The organism is uncultured Cytophaga sp., from assembly GCF_937863595.1.
GTDB lineage: Bacteria > Bacteroidota > Bacteroidia > Cytophagales > Cytophagaceae > Cytophaga.
Window position 1 is genome coordinate 1 of the sequence record NZ_CALMGQ010000116.1, and the last position, 22,730, is coordinate 22,730.

Here is a 22,730-nt window from a genome sequence, read left to right on the forward strand (position 1 = left end):
AGTATTAGATTCTCTAAACCATTTTTGAAACAATCTCTTTCTGCTATCTTCTTTCCTATCATCAGAATCACAAGTAAAACAAATTATAGCATTAGGATTTTTCTTTAAAAGCCGTGTAATAGCAATAGTAATTGTTTTAGCTATTCTTGGATCAGTTTTAGATTTTTTTGTCTTTTCAGGAAAAAAGAAAAACTCATATACATTGCTTGTAAGTTCCGGATTTAGATGATAGTATAAATCGGTGATATCTAAAAATTGAAAAAAATATTTTTGCTTTGATGATGTATAAAAAACGTAAGAATTAACACCATCAAATTTGTAGCTATAAGGGCGAAGCAAATTTGATTCCTTTCATTTTAGATTCATCAATAGGTTTTCCAGACTGCATCTGTTTTTTGATATAGGCTTTAACCTCAACTATATCTTTTACAGATTTGATTTCGAATTTAGTGGCTGTCTTTTTCATATTATACAAGTTAATATAAGCTGATTATTATTTAAAGAATTTATATAATACCAACATTTACTTATACTTTAATTATCAGATATTTATACGCAAATATAATACATTTATTGCATATATATTACACTTATATTGCATATATATTACACATTTATTGCATAAAAGTAACAAAATTATGTTAAAACATATACAAATGTCATCATAATTCATATTTAATACTCTAAATACCTTTTCATTACCCATTTTCTACCAATAAAATTCAAGTAACTGAAAAACAATATATTATAATCAAATATCGAGTCCCGTCAATTCCGCAAAAAGCCTTAGAGAAATCTAAGGCTTTTTCGTTTTATAGGGATTTTACTGCGTTTTCGAAGTTTATAACTTAACTTTTAAGCTCTAAAAAATACTTTTTCATCTCCAAATAATTTGAATACGTTCCAGATGAAATCACAAGTTTTGCATCACCTTTAAATCTAATAATGATATTTTCATAGAATGTATCCATATAACCTACCGCTTTAATATAAGACGTTGCAACACCTTTCTTTATGGATATTTTTTCTACATCCATAATTTTATAAATGATATCTTTCTTCCAGAATTGTTTCACTACAACTAAATCTTTTGTAATAATGATGTTTTTAAATGTAGAATATACAAGTAATAAACCTGGTAATATAACAATAGCAATGAAAGTCAAAATAGTATTGTCAGAGAATTGTTCATAATCAAAATAAATGGCTGTCATTTTAAAAAGGAGCCACAAAATAATAAATACAATAATTATATTAATTATTGTATCAAAAATTGAAAAAGAACGAATTTCAATCATATTTTAACTCTTAAAAAACTCATACATAGACTGATGTTTTCATTGAAAATAATGAATATTATTGAAATGTTCCATTCATCATTACCATTCCCCAAACAGCCTTAGAGAAATCTAAGGCTTTTTCGTTTTATAGAGATTTTGAAAATAAACATCTATTTTTTCGAATTTAATATCCTCGCACAATACCATAAAAAAATCCCAGCCTTCTCAGGCCAGGATCATTCATAATTTATAATTCATAATTCATAATTCATAAACTAGCTATCTCTTCTCTTACTCTTCTTGCCAGCCATTTTACGCTTATCCTTATAATTGTAATTGTAATCCTTTAGATTGCTTTCTTTTTTAGCATGAAACGCCGCACCTGGAACGTATTCTTCGTCTGTATTGACACGTTTTTTATGTTTAGACGCAGCTGCTTCATCTGTTTCGCCATTTCTATTCCCTTCGATAATTAAATCAGCAGGAAGCTCTATGATTTCCATGTTATGCCCCACACCCAACTCTACTTTACGCACCATATTTAATTCAATATCTGTTGCGTACGTGATTGCAATGGTATTTGGCAATTCATCTACCTGCTTGCGCTCCACACGATTGATAAACTGATTGTAATCTAAAGGCAAATCAAAATGTATAATGAATGGAATATCATCTAAATTTACCGTTACTTCCTCTTCGTTAGAAAGCAACAATACACGCACTTCTTCATCTTGTTTGAATGCTTCAAATGAAGTAAATCCTTTTTGATTAAAAGGCGGATTAAAAAGTGCAACTGCTTTCTCAATACGCTTTTCAAGGCTTTTCATTAACTTTTCAGAAGTCACTTTTGTATTTGAAAATACAACAACCTTTGTATACGTATCGTAATCACGCAACATCAAATTGATTAAATTCAACTTCGTTTTGTAATTGGGCAATTTATATAAATGAAGCGGAACGGTATCAATTACATCAAACGAATCTAAGTCTACTTCAATCGTAGTAGAATAATTCATAAAAAAATCAGCAAGCTTTTGCAATTTATCATGCATTATTTCTGTAAAAATAACATGCTGACATTTTGGTAAACTTTCTGTAATATTTTTAACAACGGTATGGAATCCTTGTTTTACAATCAAATCTGCATCATCTAATATGAATGCTTTCACCTGTGTTAAATTGATTGCAGACTTTATATACATTGCTTCAATTCTATCTGGCGTACCTATTACAACATCGATTCCTTCTTCTAGGAGTTCGCGTTGACCTTCCATGCCCATGCCTGCGTAAACGCCCAGTACACGAATATCTAGACTTCTACCCAATAATCTAAATTGCTCTTCAAGGTCTTCTCCATTTTCTCTGGTAGGAACCATAATGATTACACGAGGAGCAAGTTCGAATGCGTATTTTAATTTACCCAATACACCCAATACAAGAGCAGTAGTTTTACCACATCCTTCGGGGCCTATAACTACTAAATCTTGTCCGCCGATGATACGCGATAATGTTTTTTCTTGAACTTCTCTAGGACTTGTAAATCCCAGATCAGCCATAGCAGTATTTAATTGCTTATTTAATTTTAATCCTTCTAAAGACACAGTATTGAATTGTTTAATCCGAATAAATTATTCGATTCCCTCTAAACCAGACGATTAAAAACCACATGGAATTGAATATCAAAAATACAAAATAAATAGCGGATTTAATGATAAGACGTAATATCTATGTAATTACAGGCTAATAGTAGAGATGTTTTAGTGCTGAAACATGGAATTACACGAACTAATTCAATGAAAAAAAATGAAACTAGGTAGATTTAACTAATAAAATCACTGTTTTTTTCCTCTTTTAATTCCATAATCAAAAGGCAATGAAAGCCAAGAAGATATTTATAGACCTACTCAACTTTCGTTGTCATTCATTTTTATTGGATGATTAAAAAAATACCGTTTAATCAAACTTTCTAAAGAATAGAGAATCAAGAAATACTCTTATATAACCAATCACCTATAAATAGCGACTATTTTCTATAATTACATCTATACATGTTGCAAGAATTTTCGTACCTTAAACACGTATCATAAATTAATTCTGACGTAAATTAACCCACGTATGAAATTACATGTTTTCTTTTTAATGGTTGTAGGATTCGTTTCTCAGCACCTATCTGCTCAAGTTGTCTTTTTGAAAAACCCCATAAATACGTCTATGTCGGACGATTTTAACCCAAGCGTTAGCGGAGATGGAAAAACATTGTTGTACGAAATGGTTTATTGGAATACGAATAAAGCAGATGTTATGATTTCATACCAGGTAAATAATTCTTGGTCGGTTCCTGTTATTGTGCCCGGTGTCAATACACAAAGTGAAGCGCTCACAAATGGTGGATATTTCATCAATCATGCAGGTGATATTATTTTATTTCATTCCAATCGTTTTAGAGGTATCGGTGGAACAGATATTTATTATTCAGAAAAAAATGCTGCTGGAGGCTGGTCAGCGCCAGTGAATTTTGGAAAACCAATCAACTCTACCGGAAATGAATTGGATCCTTCCCTTTCACCTGATGGAAAATACATGTACTATACGGTACTGAGTGACAAAAAAACACCATCAGGCAAACCGTGTGGTAAAATAATGGTTACCGAACGCATAAGCTCTACTTCTTGGAAAGAGCCTGTTGAATTACCATCAACAATAAACACAGGTTGTGAATGTGGCGGCAAAATTCTATCCGATAATAAAACATTTTTATTCTCTTCCATGCGCGCGGGTGGTAAAGGTGGTTATGACTTCTACAAAAGTATTCGTTCAGAAAACGGAAGTTTTAGCACGCCTGTAAATTTTGCATTTGTAAATACAGCAAACGATGACAAATACATATCCATTGCTGCAGGTGGATCGATGTTGTATTCTGATGCTCCCGGAAAAGGAAAAGACGAACGCGATATCATTATTGCAAAAGTTCCAGAAGATATGCAGCCAGAAATGGTGAAATTATATCAAGGAAAAGTATTAAATGCAACAACAAAGAAACCAGTAGCGTCTCAAATAACAGTTACGCATGTCAATTCAGGTTTCACTACCGTTTACAGAACAACTGCAGATGGCAGCTACTCCGTTCCCGTACTGGCATCCGGCGATTATGATGTGAGCATCTTCCCTGCTGCCCCAGGCTTTGAATACAAATCGTTTTATAATCCGACAACTACAACTATAAAATACGAGCTGAAAGATATCAATTACGAATTAAAGCCCTTAGCAAAAGGAAGTAAAATTGAATTAACGACAATTACATTTAATGATAGTTTGGAATTAGATAAAAAATCAGAACTCGAATTAAATCGTGTTAAATTATTACTTAAAGTAAATCCATTATTGAATATCCAATTGCTTGCCTACACGGATAAAGTAGACATAGATACTATTCGTCATCATTCAAGAGACAAAGAAATACTCAACCTTGAAGATTCAACAATGACGTATAGCAATGATTACACTCAAGACCAAGCAAAGATACTTAATGATTATTTGGTAAAAGCGGGCATCCCAGCAAGCCGCATGTCATACAAAGGAATGGGCGTGAATGTTGCGGAAGCTAGGAAGAAGTATGAAGTGGTGGTGAAATAAGGAAAGTAAGGAGTACAAAATCGGTGTTAGTTATGATCATTTTATCAAAAAACAATTACATAAACCGAACAACAAACACGACGGTTTGAGTAGCATAATAATAAGAATACCTATCGCAAACATGGATATGGATTGGTGTTTAGGTAGATACGATAACTAACCAAATAAAAAAATGAATACTAATCCAATATTTATTAAAACAATTATTAACGTTGGTAAAAAACTCTTTAATTTATGAGTATGTAAATAAGCTACATAATCATTATTCACACAAGTAATAAAATTTATAATAAATACTGTAATTGCGATATATGAATTAGAATCTTGTTTTTTTTGATGATCATAAATATTAGATGCCATGATTATTGATAAAATAATCAATGTAGAACCACCAATTCTCCTTTGATCAAAATTTTGCGAAAAAAAATCCATTCTTTATAGTTATTAAATGTCAAATTTTATAACATGCCCAACCTTCATAGATTTCTAAGTTGTTGGCCGCTGGCACAACAACGGATTGATTTGAGTTCAGGTGAGAGCGCGCTACCAATACAATTGCAACAAGCGCTTACTTAAAACCTAACACTTATACATTATTTTAAAACCGTATAAACTTCGCGCTTACTTGAATCACATCTACAAAAGAAATCGTAAGTAAAAAAATCAACAATTCTTTTTCTGAATCTTTGTAACGCATCCATAAATTATTGTTATACATCAATGTTGCAATAATAAAACATACAGCAAAAGGATAGTATAAGGAATATTCTGTTTGTATAATATATTGACTTGCTGAAATAAGTAAGAATACCACTAATAAAAACTCCAGTATTTCGAAGGATTTAAATTCTTTGCTGTGTTTGTAAGCCAATACTCCCATTGCCAAAGCCGAAGTCACGAAGGCTAATATAAATAACATTTTAACCACTTGCTCTTCCAAATTCGGCAAAATAAGCTGTACGAGACACAACAATATAAACGTTGCGAAAGCGACAAAAACCAGGTCTTTTGTTTCCGCAGTAAGTAAATATAAGGACGCCAAGCCTCCAACAAGTATCGTTCGTATGACGAACAATACCATCATCGGCATTTCAACAATCAAAGGTAAAACTGCAACGATTAAAATTCCGGCAATTAAAAAATATGAAATTTTTTCTTTTAAGTCTTCAGCAATTTTTAACATAGTATTATTTCAATAATTTTTCTAATGTATTTTCTAAAGCTGGGCCACGCAAATCTCTCGCAATGACAACACCATTGGGATCTAATAAAAACGTTGCAGGAATCCCTTCTACTTGATACAAACGTACCACAGAAGATTCCCACGCTTTCATATCCCCCACATGTGTCCATGTTAAGTGATCCTTCTCTATTGCCTTCAACCACTTCTCCTTACTGTCGTCTAGAGACACACTCAAAATATCAAAATTCTTTCCTTTAAAACGTTGATACGCTTTTACAACTGTTGAAGATTCTTGTCGACAGGGTCCACACCATGAAGCCCAAAAATCTAACAATACGTACTTCCCTCTAAAAGAAGACAAACTTACCATTTTACCCTTTGTGTCTGGCAACATAAATTCAGGAGCTTCTTTACCAATAGCAGCAGGATTGCCTTTTGCTTTGGCTGCCATTTGTTCTAAGTATGCTTTGTATTGCGTAACATTGCTTACCAAACTTTCTGTATATTTATAGGTTGGTTGCTTTTGTTTAATAGCAGTAGTAGCCGTTTCAATAAAAGCAAATTCGTTATCCCAATCTGCATAACTCAACATACTAAATACTATAGGCGAACCAGTATTCGCAGAAATAGACTGCTCTACAAAAACTTTCATCTCTGCTTCTGTAGCCTTAATTTCATTCATGTAATTGGTTGCTAAAATAGGATTGTTTACACCTTTTTTCAACGAATCCAACATCGAAGCTAATGCTTCATGTTTTTTATTAAAACCCAGCATCTTCTTATTGAAGTCAGCATAGGTTTCATTTTCTTTACTTCCAGAAAATACAATCGTTTCAAATGGCTGGTTCAGATCTACCGTAAAAACAATCTTATCTGCATTCAATAATAATGGAACAAAAGCATTCTCTGCAAAACGCAAACGATAAATATCTACAGCAGGTATATTGCCGCTTAATTCAAACGTACCATCCGTTAATTTCGTTGAATCGATTACAATCCATTGCTTATCGCGTATTTCTTCTAGATATACGGCATCGCCTTTAGAATTGGTAACAGTCGCTTTAATAGAATAGTCGATGGTTCCTAGTTTACTTACTTTTTCTTTTTCTTCCGTACAAGAAAAAACAGCTATCAAGGCAACTACTAAATAAACAATAGAAAATCTTTTCATATCAATTATGCGTCAAGCACTTTTTTAATTAATTCGGTTGCAACTTTTGGGTCTGCTTTCCCTTTGGTTGCTTTCATCAAGTCACCCATAAACATAGACAAAATACCTGTCTTGCCTCCTTTGTATTCGGCAACCTTCGCTGGGTACTTTGCGATAATTGCTTCAATCAACGGAATCAATTCATCGGTATTGCTTTGCTGCACCAAGTTCATTTCTTCTGCTAATTGTAAGGGCGTTTTTGATGTCCCTTTAATCAATTCTGGGAAGATCGATTGGTTGGCGATGGTATTATTTACTTTACCAGACTCAATCAAATCAACCAATTGCGCAATTTGCACTGGGGTGATTTTTAAATCAATAACATGCAAAGCCAATTCATTCAAATACGACTTTACAGCGCCTGTAACCCAGTTGGCTGCTAACTTATAGTTCTTTGTATGTTTGCACACTTCGTCAAAATACAAAGCAATTTCCTTCGTATCTGTTAATACTTGTACATCGTATTCAGACAATTTATATTCATTCGAAAACTTGGCATACAATTCTTGCGGAAGTGCAGGTAAGGTTGCTTTGATTTCTGCCAACCACGCATCACTAATAGAAACGGGTTGTAAATCGGGCTCAGGGAAATAACGGTAATCGTTTAATTCTTCTTTGGTACGCATACCATGGGTACTACCATCTTCTGCATCAAACTGACGGGATTCCGAAATAATCTCCTCTCCGTTTTCAACCATAGCAATCTGACGGAGAATTTCAAAATCAATTGCTCGCTGTACGTTACGTACCGAGTTCATGTTTTTAACTTCTACTTTTTTACCATATTCTGTTGCGCCTTTCAACATTACAGAAACGTTAGCATCGCAACGCATAGAGCCTTCTTCCATGTTACCATCACAAATTTCGAGGTAACGTACCAGCTTTCTAATTTCTGTCATTACCGCATACGCTTCTTCAGACGTACGAATATCAGGCTCCGTAACAATCTCAATCAAGGGAACACCTGCACGATTGTAATCCACCAAGGTATCAACCTCACCAGCAAGGTGCATGTTTTTACCTGCATCGTCTTCCATGTGAATACGATTTAATCGAATAGTTTGCGCTTCGGAGTTCTTTAATTTTATAATTACATTTCCACCAATACAAATAGGCGCGCTATCTTGTGTGGTTTGAAAACCTTTTGGAAGATCGGGATAAAAATAATTTTTACGATCGAAAGATGTAAAGCGATTGATTTCAGAACCACAAGCCAAACCCATCTTAATGGCGTATTCAACAACCTTCTTATTCAAACGTGGCAAGGTGCCTGGGTGACCAAGTGTAATAACACTCACGTTTGTATTGGGCATGCTACCAAATTCGGCAGAATCAGAAGCAAATATTTTACTCAGTGTAGACAACTGCGCGTGTACTTCTAAACCGATTACTGGTTGGTATTTATCTATAATTGATTGATCCATAATTCTATTCTAAATATATTAAGCACTCACTTGAATAAGGTCTTTTGCTTTCGCGATCACTTTATCCAAGCCATTTATATCTTTTCCACCTGCTGTAGCGTAGAATGGCTGTCCGCCGCCACCGCCTTGTATTTCTTTCGACAATTCACGAATCATAAGCGATGCATTCAATCCTTTGTCTGCAACAAGATTATCTGAAATCATCACAGCAACGTTTGGTTTTCCATCTACATCAACAGCTAATACCAATACTAAATTGTCTACTGTTTGTTTCAAATCAAATGCTACTTGTCGCATTGCATCAACAGATGGTAAGCTTAGTTTTGCACGAATGAAATTAATATCCCCTACGTTTTCAACCGTTTCTTTTAAGCTCTTTGCAATTGCTTTTGATTTCTCTGCTTGGTATTCATCCAATTGCTTTTGCAATGCAATACGTTCTTCCAACAAATCCTCCAACGACTTAACTATGTCCTTCGGATTTTTCATCAAGTCATTTATTTTTGATAGCGTAGATTGTTGTTCGTCTACATATACTTCCGCAGAAGTTGCTGTCAATGCCTCAATTCTTCGAACACCAGCTGCTACAGAAGCTTCACTCGTAATTTTAAAGAAACCAATTTTACCTGTAGACGAAACGTGTGTACCACCGCACAATTCTCGAGAGAATGAATCATCGAAGGTAATCATACGTACATATTCACCGTATTTTTCACCAAACAATGCCATTGCACCAAGTTTCTTTGCTTCTTCAATCGGCACATTACGTCTTTCATTCAATGAAATATTTTCACGCACCTTTTGATTTACAATCAATTCGACTTGTTTCAATTCTTCTTCTGTTACTTTAGAAAAGTGCGAGAAGTCAAATCGCAATACCGATTCATTTACCAAGGAACCTTTTTGATTTACGTGGGCACCCAATACTTGCTTCAATGCAGCATGCAATAAGTGCGTTGCCGAGTGATTGTTTTCAGTAAGGGAACGTTGCAATACATTTACTTTACATTCAACCGTTGCTTTTAAATCAGCAGGTAATTGTTCTGTAAGATGTATAATTAAGTTATTTTCTTTTACGGTATTCAGAACCTTAATTTTCTGAACTCCTTGCACCAAGGTACCTGAATCGCCAGCTTGTCCGCCGCTTTCTGCATAAAAGGGAGTCGTATCCAATACCAATTGATATTGATCTTTTCCTTTCGTTTTAACCTGACGGTATTTAATGATTCTAGAAGTAGAAATTAAATGGTCGTAACCAACAAACTCCACTTCATCGTCTTCTGTAACGATTGTCCAGTCGCTTGTTTCAACACTTGCTGCTTTTTTAGAACGTTGCTTTTGAGCAGCCATTTCAACATCAAAGCCTGATTCGTCAACTGTTAAGTTATTTTCACGCGCAATCAATTGAATCAAATCCAACGGAAAACCAAAGGTATCGTATAATTCAAATGCCGTTTTACCGTCAATGATTGATGATTTCTTCGTTTTTAATTCTTCTCTGATTTGATCTAATTTACTTAAACCAATATCCAATGTACGTAAGAAAGAAATCTCTTCTTCTTGTACAACTTTAGATACAAAATCTTGTTGCGCTTTTAATTCTGGGAATACATGCGCCAATTGATCTGCCAATACAGCAACCAATTTATATAAGAACGGTTCTTTTAAATTTAAGAAGGTATACGCATAACGCACGGCACGACGAAGGATACGACGAATTACGTATCCTGCTTTGTTGTTTGATGGAAGTTGTCCATCAGCAATGACAAATGAAATCGCACGAATGTGATCGGCCATAACACGCATTGCAATATCCGTCTTTTCATCTGCACCATATTTAATTCCAGAAGCATTGGCTACGAAATCAATCATCGGTGAAAACACATCTGTATCGTAGTTGGAACGTTTCTTTTGAATGGCCATACACAGACGTTCAAAACCCATACCTGTATCTACGTGCTTATCTGGAAGCTCTTCAAGCGAACCATCCGCTTTACGATTGAATTGAATGAATACATTGTTCCAAATTTCAACCACTTGAGGGTGATCGTTATTGACCAATGTTTTACCATCAACAGCTGCAATTTCTTCGTCTGTACGAAGATCCACGTGAATCTCAGAACACGGCCCGCATGGGCCTTGCTCGCCCATTTCCCAGAAGTTGTCTTTTTTATTTCCTAATAGAATGCGATCTTCTGCAATCCATTGTTTCCAAAAATTATATGCTTCTGAATCGCGCGCTAATTTTTCTTTTTCATCACCTTCAAAAATGGTTACATACAACCGATCTTTTGGAAGTTTGTATACCGAAGTCAACAATTCCCACGACCAAGCAATGGCTTCTTCTTTGAAATAATCTCCAAACGACCAGTTACCAAGCATTTCAAACATGGTATGATGATAGGTATCAATACCTACTTCTTCCAAATCATTATGCTTTCCAGATACGCGCAAACATTTTTGTGTATCCGCAACACGACGGTATTTGGGTGTTTCATTTCCTAAAAAGAAATCTTTAAATTGATTCATTCCTGCGTTGGTAAACATCAACGTCGGATCATTTTTATTAACGATTGGTGCAGAAGGTACTATTTGATGGCCTTTAGAGGCAAAGAAATCCAGAAATTGCTGACGAATTTCAGCTGAGGTCATATACGAAGACATACTCAAATGTGGGTTTTCAACAGGTTTTTATAATCGTCAAATTTAGGAAAAAACCACGTTAAAAGTCCGATTTTGTGGAATAGATTTATATTTTTTATAATTATATGTATTCGAATAGGCTTTAAATTGAAGGCTTTTCCACATTGAACCTTAAAATGTGGAAAAGAATTATGCATCCACTGCATGAACACCTACATTCTAACGCTTGGATTATGTAATTTTGAAATTAAGCAGTTCACGTATTTATACACATCCAGCTATCAAATTGCCTTACAAAGAGAAAGATATAGAGAAAAAATATTTTACCATTGGCGAAGTTTCTGCCATGTTTAAAGTTGCTCCTTCCCTGATACGTTTTTGGGAAACAGAATTTGATATCTTCAAACCTCAAAAGAACCGCCGCGGAAATAGACAATTCACTAAAGAAGACATTGAGAATTTTAGAATGATCTACAACTTGGTAAAAGAACGTGGCTATACCCTACAAGGAGCAAAAGAAATGCTAAAGGTAGATCGCCACAAGTCTAAAGACAAAATGGATTTGTTGGATTCGCTTCAAAAGGTTCGGGACTTTTTGGTTGATTTAAAGAAGCAGATGGAATAAGGCTTAATGCTGAAGGCCTAATGCCTAAAGCTTGAGAAGTGTTTGATTATTACGTTCAGCACTACCAATAAATTAAATATTTTATATTAGGACAACACAACCCATTCGTTTATTTTAATGAAAAATTAAATACATATAAACTTTTACACGTTAAACATTACACGTTCTCCTTCACAGCTATGCAGGAAAAAATTTATCAAGTTGCCGTGGGGCTTATCCCTGGCATTGGCGCAGCGACTACTAAAACGTTGATTAGTTATTGCGGAAGTGCCGAACAAATTTTTAAAACACCCAAAGGGAAACTTAAAAACATTCCCGGTATTGGTGCCGTTACCATCGAGAATCTTCAAAATACATCTGTTTTAAACGAAGCCGAAAGCATTGTGCGCAAAGCAGAAAAGCTTGATACGCAGATATTATTTTATACCGATTCTGATTATCCGACACGACTCAAGCAAATTCCGGACGCTCCTACCTTACTTTATTATAAAGGAAATACAAAGGTGAATCCTGAAAGATCCATCGCAATTGTTGGTACACGAAAAGCTACAGAGTATGGCAAAACAATTGTACGAAAATTATTAGAAGGATTGGCTTCGTACAAACCTCTTGTGGTAAGCGGACTAGCTTATGGTATCGATATACAAGCACACCGAGACGCCTTAGAATTAGGCTTGGACACCATTGGTGTAATGGCAAATGGAACAGACATCATCTACCCTGCTGTTCATAAAAACACAGCGCTAAAAATGATTGAGCAAGGTGGTTTGATGAGTGAATACACCTTTGGATCCATTGCAGAACCCATGCGTTTCCCTGCTCGCAATAGAATTATTGCAGGTATGGCAGATGTTACGATTGTGGTGGAAGCAACACAATCTGGTGGTGCATTGATTACTGCAGACATTGCGAATGGATACAACCGTGAAGTGATGGCCGTTCCAGGAAGAATCACAGACCTTACTTCTGAAGGATGTAACAATTTAATTAAGCAAAATAAAGCACATACCTTAACACGCGCTTCAGACTTAATTGAATTATTAAACTGGGATATTGAACCAGGAATTATTACGCACAAGAACATAATCTTATCCGATTTAGAAGAAGATGAATTGATGATTTATGCCGTATTGATTGACAATGAAGCCATACACATAGATGAACTAAGTTGGAAGGCGCAATTGCCCATGCATAAAATAAGTTCGGTATTATTACAAATGGAATTCAAAGGAATTGTAAAAGCCTTATCCGGCAAGAAATTCTCGCTACGATAAACAAAATTATACGGATAGTTGATAAATGAAACCGTTTTCACTTTGTGAACTACAGGTCTTTTTATATCTTGATAGCTATTACTGAATTGAATATACGTATGGCATCAACTTTTTATGAGATATTAGGCGTTTCCAAATTTGCATCAACCGATGACATTAAAAAATCATTTAAAAATCTTGCAAAAAAATACCATCCCGATAAGCATCCAGGTTCTAAATTTCATGAAGAACACTTCAAAAAAATAAACGAAGCCTATCAAACACTATCCAATCAGCAATCTAGATATCGCTACGATTTAAAAATCAACTATGCGGAATCCAGTCAGCAATATTCGACAAATACACAAGCAAATAGACCAAGAAATACCAATCCAAATACAGAAAAGCAATACACTCAAAAAGCATATAAAAAACCACAAGGCAATCGCAGTACTCAATCACAAAAAAAACTAAATAGGTATTACATTTACATTGCTATTGGAGCTATCCTCTTCATTATTGCCAGCACTTGGTTCTATAACTTCATGAATGACTATGCTGCAAAAGAATATTTTGCAGAAGGATTGCACGAAGAACAAAAAGGAAATGAAGTAAAAGCTATGGGATATTACTTATCATCCTTAGAAAAAGACTATGAAAATCCACTAACCAATGAAAAAATTGGAGACATCTATTCCAAGTTAGCCCATAACAATACCATTGAATTATTCTATTTTGATTTAGAATTACAAAAGAAAAATATCGATGCAAGTTTAAATACTGAAAGCACACAACTATTAAACAATATACGCGGCATCGACTCCTTATCTGCCATGTATTTCAATCGTTCTTTTGAAAACTATGAATTGGATGCAGATAAACGCCGTGTTGGATTAAAACTACTTCGAACAGACTTAAAAATAGGCAACTTTACAAAAGCATTATCTGATTCGGAACGATTGAAAACAATGCCCGATGCGGCTAAAGATGATAGCTTAATTTATTACCAAGCAGAAATTCACTTCTTAATGAAAAATTATGAAGAAGCCCGTAAGACTTATACAAGCTTTTATGCCCTGCACCCTACTTCCGCTGATGCGCTTATCCGAATTGCACTTTGTAATTACAATGAACACAACGAGGATTTTGCAATCAGTCAACTCGACAAAGCGATTATAAAATTCCCTACAAAAGGAGAAGCGTATTATTTCAAAGGAGAAATTGCACGCAGAAATCAAGACAGTACTGCCGCCTGCAATCTATTTGAAATAGCAGACCAATTAAATGTTTTGGCTGCAAAAACAGCTATATATAAATATTGCCAAACTGAATTATGAAATATTTCTATACAAGTATCCTTATGATGCTTGCAACACTTTGCATAGCACAAAATAAATCAACAAACACGTATCGATCTGCGAGCAATCCACACTATTGGAAAAACAAAATGCCACGCGCTGATTATTGGCAGCAAGATGTACATTACATCATTGAAGCTACTTTGAACGATTCCTTAAATACGCTTACTGGTGATTCTTACACACTCGTTTACTGGAACAATTCTCCGTATGAATTAAAAGAACTTTATTTTCATTTGTTTCAAAACATTGCGTTGCCAGGCTCCTATTACGAAGACTTAAATAAGAACAATAAGGTGCCTGTTACGTTTGGTGCGTATCAAAAAGAAGGTTTAGGTACAACCACTGAAAACATTCAAGTAAATGGACAAGTAGTAAAAACCGAGCTCGACAATACCATTCTAAAAGTATTTTTAAATCAACCTTTAAAAAGTGGCGATTCATTAGTGGTAACAATGAAATTCAAAACCTATTATGATAATGGTAGCATTCGTCGAAGAATGAAGTTTTATGAAACATTCAATACCAAACATTTTGATGGTGTATTTTGGTATCCTTCTATTTGTGTGTACGATCAAAAATTTGGATGGACAACCGACCAACATTTAGATAAAGAATTTTATCACGACTATGGAAGTTTTGATGTTTCTTTGACCTTGCCGCAAGAATACGTATTGGACGCAACCGGTATTATGGTGAATGAAAAAGAAGTATTACCCGACACCTTGCGTGCAAAATTAGATATTAAGAATTTCGCAAATAAGAAGTTTGGCGAACAACCTTCCATTATTATTCCGAAGGTAAAAGGCAAAACCAAAACATGGATTTTCCACGCAGACAATGTGCACAATTTTGCATTCACGGCTGATCCACTTTATCGCATTGGAGAAACCTCTTGGAATGGTGTGCGCGTAATCACCTTGGCGCAAGAACAAAATGCTTCCAAGTGGCAGCAATCAGGTGGCTATACAGCAAGAATCATTCAGACTTATTCCACCGATTTTGGCATGTATAACTGGCCCAAAATAATTGTAGCCGATGCAAAAGATGGTATGGAATACTCTATGTTAACCTTAGATAATGGAACCTATCCGCAGCATCAATATTTGTTATCACATGAAGTTGGTCACATGTGGTTTTATGGAATGGTTGGTTCGAATGAAACATACCGCGCTTTTATGGATGAAGGTTTTACACAGTTCTTAACAGTGTGGTCGATGGATAAAATTTTAGGTAAAAAACGCGATCGTATCCACCCAAATAAATTCATCGATAAATATATTGATTCAGCAGATAATAGAAATGATTATTTATATGCACCGTATTTAAATCATGCTTCAGAAAATTTTGATGAGCAATTAAATACCCATTCTTGTGCTTTCAATGGAGCCATTAGACACAGTGGTAATTATGGTTTGGTCTATTACAAATCTGGAACCATGCTGTATAATTTAAAGTATGTATTAGGTGATTCTTTATTTTTAGGCGCAATGAAACACTATGTACAAAAGTGGAAATTTGCGCATCCCTATCCTGAAGACTTCAGGCAAGCCATCATTGAATATACCCAAACAGATTTAAATTGGTTTTTTGATGAATGGTTGGAAACAACTAAGAATATTGATTACAAGGTAAAATCTGTAAAACGCATTTCAAAAAACACCGATTCAATTGAATACGCTGTAACCTTCGAACGTATTGGTAGAATGCAGATGCCACTTAAATTCACCGTATCGTATGAAGATGGAACATCCAAAAATTTCTTAATTCCAAACACGTGGTTTAAGCCACCAACAAAAGACAGTATTTTAGCAAAATGGTATGGTTGGGATTTATTGAAACCAACATACACCACAAACATAAAATCTACTTCAAAAATTAAAAACGTTATTATTGATCCAGAAATGTTGCTTGCTGATATTGACAACTCCAACAACGAATGGGGAAAGAAAACAAATAATACCTGGCAATTTGACCACCGCGTTCCTCTTGCAAAAAATTGGAAATACCGTCGCAATTATCTGCGTCCGGATGTTTGGTACAATGGCTTTGACGGCTTACAATTAGGTATACATGCAGAAGGGAAATATTTCAATAAATACAATTATCATGTAAGTGTTTGGGGAAATACAACCTTAGGACAAAACCTTAAGACAGCAACCAACTTAAATCCTCAATACATTGCATTTAATGCAATGTATAATCGACAACTGAGTAAGGTATCGAAAGAGTTGGTTGCAAATTCTCAATTGGCATTCAATGCAGGAATTTGGAAAGGAATTTTAGGAATTGAAAAAACATTCCGCAGACAAGACCGACAAAATGCGAGGTACACCAAGATTTCCGTATTTGCAAAGTACCTCGTAAATGAATATAATTATCAACCCTATTTATTGTATGCAAATGAATGGGGCGTTCGCAATCAATCTACGCAATGGGTAAATGCCTCGTTCAATATTTCCGTTTTGCGCAATTATGTGTATACAAAAGGAAGTGGAACATTGAATCTAAGTGTACGTACGCCATTCATTGCAAGCAGTTATAATTACTCTCAAGTGACTGGGGAAGCAAAAAATAGCTATGCACTCACAAAAAAATTAGATGTGCGCACAAGAGCATTTGCGCAAATGGGCTTGAATGATGTACCGCTAGAAAGTTCCGTATATGCTGCTGGTGCAAATCAAGAACAAATGATTGACAATAAATATACGCGCGCGGTAGGGATTGTACCGAATGATTGGTTGAATTATCAAAACAGCACCAACCATTTTCAATATGGCGGCGGATTAAATCTCCGTGGATATGCAGGAAATATTTGTACTGAAAAAATAGCTAAACCAAGTGGTGGTGATACCATCGTCTATGCCTACAATGGACAATCTGGAGGTTCGGTAAACATTGAATTGGAGTTTGATAAATTCATCAAACTAAAAGCGAAAGGTCTTACAAAAAATATTCATTTTGATATGTATGGTTTTTTTGATGGGGGAATATTAAACTACAAAGTAGCAACTAAAAATTATTGGAGCGGTGTACGGATGGATGCAGGTTTGGGTACAGCAATGACAATCAAATTTTCTCCGTATGATATTACACCTTTAGTCATTCGTGCAGATTTCCCCTTATGGATTAACAGACCTGCTGTTGGTGAGAACTATACCGATTTTAGATGGGTGTTATCTGTGAGTAGAGCATTTTAGGTTTCTCTTAACACGAAATTTCTAGGGGCGATGCCCCTAGCTTTGATTCATCATAAAAACGTATCATTTCAGAATGAAATTGAAAACTTCATGAAGGAGTATCAAATTTCTGAGTATGATTCGAAATATTTCTGGGTGTAAAGTTTTGTATATATGGATGCGGACGCAATACTTTATTTGCTAGGGGCGATGCCCCTAGCTATGACATTTCAGGCTTTCAGCCTGTTCGCATTTCATAGCAAGTATTGGTGAGAGTTTTAAAAAAGTATTTTATCAATTTAGAACTAAAAATAAACAGAACACGAAGCCTGAAAGGCTTTAATATCAAAGCTAGGGGCATCGCCCCTAGTCATAGTAATTCTAGGGTCGCCCCTAGTGAATAACAAATGCAATATTCAACCAGCTAATTTTTAATTTTATGGGACAATCACTTTCACAGATATATGTACATCTTATATTTGGAACAAAAAATCGGCATCCCTTTATTACTGAAGAAATAGAACCTTCATTACGTAAATACATAACCGGCATATTAAAAAACCTGGATAGCCCAGTTATTAAAATAAATTCAATGCCGGATCATATTCATATTCTTTTTCGATTCTCAAAAAAATACACCTTAATTAAAATTATAGAAGAAGTTAAAAAGTATTCTTCTAAATGGATGAAAAGCAATGGCATTAATGGATTTACTTGGCAAATTGGTTACGGCGCTTTCTCTGTTAGTAGTTCTAAAATTGATATTGTTACATCTTACATTATCAATCAAAAAGAACATCATAAAAACGTATCATTTCAGAATGAAATTGAAAACTTCATGAAGGAGTATCAAATTTCTGAGTATGATTCGGAATATTTCTGGGTGTAAAGTATATATGGATGCGGACGCAATACTTTATTTACTAGGGGCGATGCCCCTAGCTATGATATTTCAGGCTTTCAGCCTGTTCGCATTTCATAACAAGTATTGGTGAGAGTTTTAAAAAAGTATTTTATCAATTTAGAAATAAAAATAAAAACATTAAACACACTAGGGGCGATGCCCCTAGCTATGGCATTTCAGGCTTTCAGCCTGTTTGCATTTCATAGCAAGAGTAGATAAATTTAAAAAGAAGTATTCTATCAATTTAGAACTAAAAATAAACAGAACACAAAGCCTGAAAGGCTTTAAAACCATAGCTAGGGGCATCGCCCCTAGTAGTTGTAACTAGTAAAAGTCACCTTCCTACAATTTCAAACACAAAGCCTTAAACAAACCACCATCTGATATTACGCAGCCCGCTTGAATCATATCAAACAACTCCAATTCTCTTCTTTTAGAATACTTCTTTGAACTTGTTTGTACAAATAATTTATCAGGCGGATTCACTGTAGCTTCTTGAATAAAAACAGGATCTAAAAAATTAACACCCGTTTCATCTTTCGATTCCATTGCAACCAATACTAATTCCTCTGAATGACATTGAAAAGCATGAACAAATTTTTCAGAACGGTATTCAAGATACTTTATATTTCGCATGATGCCTTCAAAAACTACATCGCTAAAAACATCAATCAACTGGTCTGCTCCTGCTCTGTCTTGCTCTTTCATTTTCACCCAATCTTCTGCTGTAAAGCCATTCAACACAAGGTATTCAACAAATTCTTTTTCTAAATCTGTAAGTTCTTCTAGGCTTAAGGAACGGTAGGTAGGCATGTTTTTTTGAATTATGAATTATAAATGATGAATTATAACGCCCTTGAATGTGTGGCAAAACAAATACCACCGAATTGATAGTATCAATGTTTAGTGGAATTCGAAAGTACAGTTTTCGATCTTTGTGTTACAAGAGACCAAGTTTATGTTTATATCAAACGATGCTCTGAAATATAGTATAAATGATGTATAACGAGTGCGCAGAACACAATCATTAGTTTAACAACGGATCGTATCTTTTACTTCAAACCACTTGCTAACACATCACAAATATGCATGGTTTTAATAGTCAAGTTATTGTGTTTGATATAGCCATCTAGGTGCATCAAACACGAAACATCTGTAGATACAATAATGGATGCGCCCGTATCCATGGCATTTAACACTTTTTGCTCGGCCATACCAACCGAAATGGGTTCAAATTTTACGGCAAAGGTACCGCCAAATCCACAACACGTTTCATTGTCTTTCAACTCAACCAATTCAATGCCTTTTACATTTTTCAATAAGGCTCTCGGACCTTCTTTAATCTTACATTCCCTCAATGCACTGCAGGAATCGTGGTAGGTAATCTTTGCATCAAAGGCAGCACCTGGGATTGAAGTAACACCCAATATTTTAGTTACAAACTCTGTAAACTCATACGTATTTTGTTTAACGCGTTTGTAATCCAATATAAAAGATGTAGAATCAAACAAGCGACTGTAACTATTGCAAACCATACCTACACAAGATGCAGATGGAGAAACGATATATCGATTTGGTGTAGAAAAATCTTTTAAAAATTTAATGGCAACATCTTTGGCTTCATCAAAAAAACCTGCATTAAATGCTGGCTGACCGCAACATGTTTGATTTGGATTGTAATGCACTTCACATCCTAAATGTTCTAATATTTTGACCATATTAAAACCCGTTTCGGGATATACTTGATCCACAAAACAAGGAATAAAAATATCAACGATTATTTTTTTAGATTTCATGTGCGTATGGGAAGTGCAGATAAACTGCGTTATCTCGTAAATATTTCTGAAGCCATTTTTAATGCTTCCTTAAATTGTATCGGATTAATATTCGTAGGGATGGATCGGATTTTTAATTCTTCTAACAAAACTTCCGTATTAATATTTCCAACCAATTCATCTTTTGCCATAGGGCAACCACCAATTCCCATAATAGTCGAATCGATACGCTTGCAGCCAACATCCAAAGCAGCTTGTATTTTTATCCGTGCTGTATCTGGTCGCGAGTGAAAATGTGCTCCAAATTCAATATGTGGAAATGCAGATTGTACAGAATTAAATACATGCTTAATCAATTCTGGTTCAGAGCTTCCAATCGTATCAGACAATGAGATTGTCGTAATTTCTAATTGATCCAGTTGTTTGACAAAATCAATAACCGTTGAAGCAGAATAAGACTCACCATATGGATTTCCAAAACCCATAGATAAATATACTACTAGATTTTTTTGTCGTTGAATGCACAAATGCTGAATGGCATCAACTGTTCGCATTGCTTCATCAATACTTTTATTGGTATTTTTTTGTTGAAAGGTTTCAGATAGGGATAATGGAAAACCCAAATAGTCAATTTCCGAATAGCTTAATGCCTGCTCTGCTCCTCTTTCATTGGCAATAATAGATAATAAGGCCGATCGCTCCCCATCTAAGTTTAATAAATCCAGCACATCTGCCGTGTCTTTCATCTGTGGTATGGCTTTCGAAGAGACAAAACTTCCAAAGTCAACCGTATGAAACCCAGAACGCAACAAGATATTGATATATTTTGCCTTTAATTCGGTAGGAATAAAAGGCAAAATACCCTGCATGGCGTCTCTAGGACACTCAATAAGCTTTATATGTGATGGAATGGACTGCATTAAAATACCTGTGAAGCGATTGATTTAACCGTATCTGACTTACCCATTGAGTAATAGTGCAATACGGGCGTTCCAGCTTGCATAAGTTCTTTCGATTGTTGCACAGCCCACTCAATACCAACCTGACGAACTTGTTCGTCATCTTTACACGCTTCTACTGCTTTTACCAAGTCTTCCGGAATAACTAAATGGAATATTTTCGGTAAAATTTGCAATTGTTTCTTCGTTGTCAATGGTTTAATTCCTGGAATGATTGGAATATGAATTCCATTTGCTCTGCAGTTTGCAACAAAGTCCAAGTACTTTTTATTATCAAAAAACATTTGTGTAACAATGTAGTCACTACCACAATCTACTTTATGTTTTAATTGTTTCATATCTGCTTCTAATGAAGAAGCATCCATATGCATTTCTGGATATGCTGCAACACCAATACAAAAATTTGTTGGTGCAGGATTCAATAAATCTTCTTCCACATAAATGCCATTATTCATATCCTTGATTTGTGAAACCAATTCTGAAGCATAACTGTAGCCACCAACTTTCGGAATAAAATTTCCTTCAAATTTTATTGGATCACCTCTTAGTGCCAACACATTATCAATTCCTAAAAATTGCAAATCAATTAATGCGTCTTCCGTTTCTTGTCTATTAAATCCACCACAAATTAAATGAGGAACTGCATCTACTTTAAAACGATTCATGATAGCTGCACAAATCCCAACCGTCCCAGGACGCTTACGAACAGTGATCTTCTCCTTTGTTCCGTCTGAACGTTCCTTTATTTGGAAATCTTCTCTGTGATAGGTAACATCAATAAATGGAGGCTTAAATTCCATCAATGGATCAATTGCATCAAAAATAGATTGTATATTTTGTCCTTTAAGAGGCGGAAGTATTTCTATTGAAAATAATGTCTTACCATTTGCCGCAGCAATATGTTCTGTAACCTTCATGTTGTTGTATTAGTATGTATACAAAAATACATAAATCAATTTGAAACCACTACACTGAAATTAAATCATTGAATGAATGGAATTATAAATAAAATATGATTGTATGAATAAAAAGTATCCACTATTAATTGATTCATTTAAAATGAAAAATTAAATCTATATATTTTCATTGTTGATAACATAGAGAAATCTTATTAACAATTTGCACTTGAGAAATATTTACATGCATGTTTTTTTTTATTAGATAGAGACATCAAAAAAAAAATTCTATCGTTTGGCAACGATAGAATTTTCACTTTAGTCAAGCAAATATATTTATTTAATTACAAAAATGAATTAACCACTATTTGCAAATAATTAATTCGTGGAGGTTTATTAGAACTAAAT

At 34.8% G+C, this 22,730-nt stretch carries 18 protein-coding genes; 6 read left to right on the top strand and 12 right to left on the bottom strand.

Annotated elements, in window-relative coordinates; genetic code table 11:
• From Q0543_RS10165 to Q0543_RS10180, 4 genes are all read right to left on the bottom strand, one after another.
• Positions 1-339, bottom strand: a 339-nt coding sequence (locus Q0543_RS10165) for a DUF6169 family protein (RefSeq protein ID WP_299252215.1), incomplete at its 3' end; no start/stop codon positions are given.
• A complete protein-coding gene (locus Q0543_RS10170) occupies positions 323-466 on the bottom strand; it encodes a hypothetical protein (RefSeq protein ID WP_299252217.1) in 144 nt (47 codons plus the stop codon). The genes Q0543_RS10170 and Q0543_RS10165, both read right to left, overlap by 17 nt.
• A gap of 382 nt (positions 467-848) precedes the next feature.
• A complete protein-coding gene (locus Q0543_RS10175) occupies positions 849-1,214 on the bottom strand; it encodes a hypothetical protein (RefSeq protein ID WP_299252220.1) in 366 nt (121 codons plus the stop codon).
• A gap of 341 nt (positions 1,215-1,555) precedes the next feature.
• Entirely contained in the window at positions 1,556-2,881 is a 1,326-nt protein-coding gene (locus tag Q0543_RS10180) for a DEAD/DEAH box helicase (RefSeq protein ID WP_299252223.1), read from the bottom strand.
• Between the two features lie 514 nt (positions 2,882-3,395).
• Between Q0543_RS10180 and Q0543_RS10185 the strand changes: the two genes are divergently transcribed.
• Positions 3,396-4,913 carry a hypothetical protein gene (locus tag Q0543_RS10185; RefSeq protein ID WP_299252225.1) on the top strand — a complete coding sequence of 506 codons (1,518 nt, stop codon included), beginning with the start codon at positions 3,396-3,398 and terminating at the stop codon, positions 4,911-4,913.
• Positions 4,914-5,511: 598 nt separating this feature from the next.
• Here the strand turns inward: Q0543_RS10185 and Q0543_RS10190 are convergent.
• From Q0543_RS10190 to alaS, 4 genes are read right to left on the bottom strand one after another with little or no spacing between them, the layout of a single operon-like run.
• Positions 5,512-6,096 (bottom strand): hypothetical protein, encoded by a 585-nt coding sequence (locus Q0543_RS10190; protein WP_299252228.1) that lies wholly within the window; start codon positions 6,094-6,096, stop codon positions 5,512-5,514.
• 4 nt (positions 6,097-6,100) lie between these two features.
• Entirely contained in the window at positions 6,101-7,267 is a 1,167-nt protein-coding gene (locus Q0543_RS10195) for a TlpA disulfide reductase family protein (protein ID WP_299252231.1), read from the bottom strand.
• Positions 7,268-7,272: 5 nt separating this feature from the next.
• Positions 7,273-8,730, bottom strand: a complete 1,458-nt coding sequence (gatB, locus tag Q0543_RS10200) for an Asp-tRNA(Asn)/Glu-tRNA(Gln) amidotransferase subunit GatB (RefSeq protein ID WP_299252233.1) — start codon at positions 8,728-8,730, stop codon at positions 7,273-7,275.
• Positions 8,731-8,748: 18 nt separating this feature from the next.
• Positions 8,749-11,382: an alanine--tRNA ligase gene (alaS, locus tag Q0543_RS10205; protein ID WP_299252293.1), complete on the bottom strand. Its 2,634-nt coding sequence runs from the start codon at positions 11,380-11,382 to the stop codon at positions 8,749-8,751.
• A gap of 277 nt (positions 11,383-11,659) precedes the next feature.
• On the opposite strand from alaS, the gene Q0543_RS10210 reads away from it, so the two are divergent.
• The 5 genes from Q0543_RS10210 to tnpA all read left to right on the top strand — a co-directional run bounded on the left by Q0543_RS10210 (position 11,660) and on the right by tnpA (position 18,677).
• Positions 11,660-11,998 carry a MerR family transcriptional regulator gene (locus Q0543_RS10210; RefSeq protein WP_299252296.1) on the top strand — a complete coding sequence of 113 codons (339 nt, stop codon included), beginning with the start codon at positions 11,660-11,662 and terminating at the stop codon, positions 11,996-11,998.
• A gap of 179 nt (positions 11,999-12,177) precedes the next feature.
• A complete protein-coding gene (gene dprA, locus Q0543_RS10215; RefSeq protein WP_299252236.1) occupies positions 12,178-13,272 on the top strand; it encodes a DNA-processing protein DprA in 1,095 nt (364 codons plus the stop codon).
• Positions 13,273-13,370: 98 nt separating this feature from the next.
• Positions 13,371-14,588, top strand: a complete 1,218-nt coding sequence (locus Q0543_RS10220) for a DnaJ domain-containing protein (protein ID WP_299252239.1) — start codon at positions 13,371-13,373, stop codon at positions 14,586-14,588.
• A complete protein-coding gene (locus tag Q0543_RS10225; protein WP_299252242.1) occupies positions 14,585-17,809 on the top strand; it encodes a M1 family metallopeptidase in 3,225 nt (1,074 codons plus the stop codon). Before Q0543_RS10220 ends, Q0543_RS10225 begins: the two co-directional genes overlap by 4 nt.
• 418 nt (positions 17,810-18,227) lie before the next feature.
• A complete protein-coding gene (gene tnpA, locus Q0543_RS10230; RefSeq protein ID WP_299252245.1) occupies positions 18,228-18,677 on the top strand; it encodes an IS200/IS605 family transposase in 450 nt (149 codons plus the stop codon).
• Positions 18,678-19,034: 357 nt separating this feature from the next.
• On the opposite strand, the gene Q0543_RS10235 is transcribed toward tnpA, so the two are convergent.
• From Q0543_RS10235 to metF, 4 genes are all read right to left on the bottom strand, one after another.
• On the bottom strand, positions 19,035-19,505 hold the full coding sequence (locus Q0543_RS10235) for a DUF6495 family protein (protein ID WP_299252248.1): 471 nt from the start codon (positions 19,503-19,505) through the stop codon (positions 19,035-19,037).
• Positions 19,506-19,744: 239 nt separating this feature from the next.
• Entirely contained in the window at positions 19,745-20,488 is a 744-nt protein-coding gene (locus Q0543_RS10240; protein WP_299252251.1) for a (Fe-S)-binding protein, read from the bottom strand.
• Between the two features lie 29 nt (positions 20,489-20,517).
• Positions 20,518-21,387, bottom strand: coding sequence for a hydroxymethylglutaryl-CoA lyase (locus Q0543_RS10245; RefSeq protein WP_299252253.1), 870 nt, complete (start codon positions 21,385-21,387; stop codon positions 20,518-20,520).
• A complete protein-coding gene (gene metF, locus Q0543_RS10250; protein ID WP_299252255.1) occupies positions 21,387-22,343 on the bottom strand; it encodes a methylenetetrahydrofolate reductase [NAD(P)H] in 957 nt (318 codons plus the stop codon). The genes Q0543_RS10245 and metF overlap by 1 nt, the downstream gene beginning before the upstream one ends.
• Between the last annotated feature and the right edge of the window lie 387 nt (positions 22,344-22,730).

Coding starts and splice junctions, on each gene's coding strand:
- Q0543_RS10170 (WP_299252217.1), bottom strand. CDS start 466: ATGAAAAAGACAGCCACTAAATTCGAAATCAAATCTGTAAAAGATATA.
- Q0543_RS10175 (WP_299252220.1), bottom strand. CDS start 1,214: ATGACAGCCATTTATTTTGATTATGAACAATTCTCTGACAATACTATT.
- Q0543_RS10185 (WP_299252225.1), top strand. CDS start 3,396: ATGAAATTACATGTTTTCTTTTTAATGGTTGTAGGATTCGTTTCTCAG.
- Q0543_RS10190 (WP_299252228.1), bottom strand. CDS start 6,096: ATGTTAAAAATTGCTGAAGACTTAAAAGAAAAAATTTCATATTTTTTA.
- Q0543_RS10195 (WP_299252231.1), bottom strand. CDS start 7,267: ATGAAAAGATTTTCTATTGTTTATTTAGTAGTTGCCTTGATAGCTGTT.
- gatB (WP_299252233.1), bottom strand. CDS start 8,730: ATGGATCAATCAATTATAGATAAATACCAACCAGTAATCGGTTTAGAA.
- alaS (WP_299252293.1), bottom strand. CDS start 11,382: ATGACCTCAGCTGAAATTCGTCAGCAATTTCTGGATTTCTTTGCCTCT.
- dprA (WP_299252236.1), top strand. CDS start 12,178: ATGCAGGAAAAAATTTATCAAGTTGCCGTGGGGCTTATCCCTGGCATT.
- Q0543_RS10220 (WP_299252239.1), top strand. CDS start 13,371: ATGGCATCAACTTTTTATGAGATATTAGGCGTTTCCAAATTTGCATCA.
- Q0543_RS10225 (WP_299252242.1), top strand. CDS start 14,585: ATGAAATATTTCTATACAAGTATCCTTATGATGCTTGCAACACTTTGC.
- tnpA (WP_299252245.1), top strand. CDS start 18,228: ATGGGACAATCACTTTCACAGATATATGTACATCTTATATTTGGAACA.
- Q0543_RS10235 (WP_299252248.1), bottom strand. CDS start 19,505: ATGCCTACCTACCGTTCCTTAAGCCTAGAAGAACTTACAGATTTAGAA.
- Q0543_RS10240 (WP_299252251.1), bottom strand. CDS start 20,488: ATGAAATCTAAAAAAATAATCGTTGATATTTTTATTCCTTGTTTTGTG.
- Q0543_RS10245 (WP_299252253.1), bottom strand. CDS start 21,387: ATGCAGTCCATTCCATCACATATAAAGCTTATTGAGTGTCCTAGAGAC.
- metF (WP_299252255.1), bottom strand. CDS start 22,343: ATGAAGGTTACAGAACATATTGCTGCGGCAAATGGTAAGACATTATTT.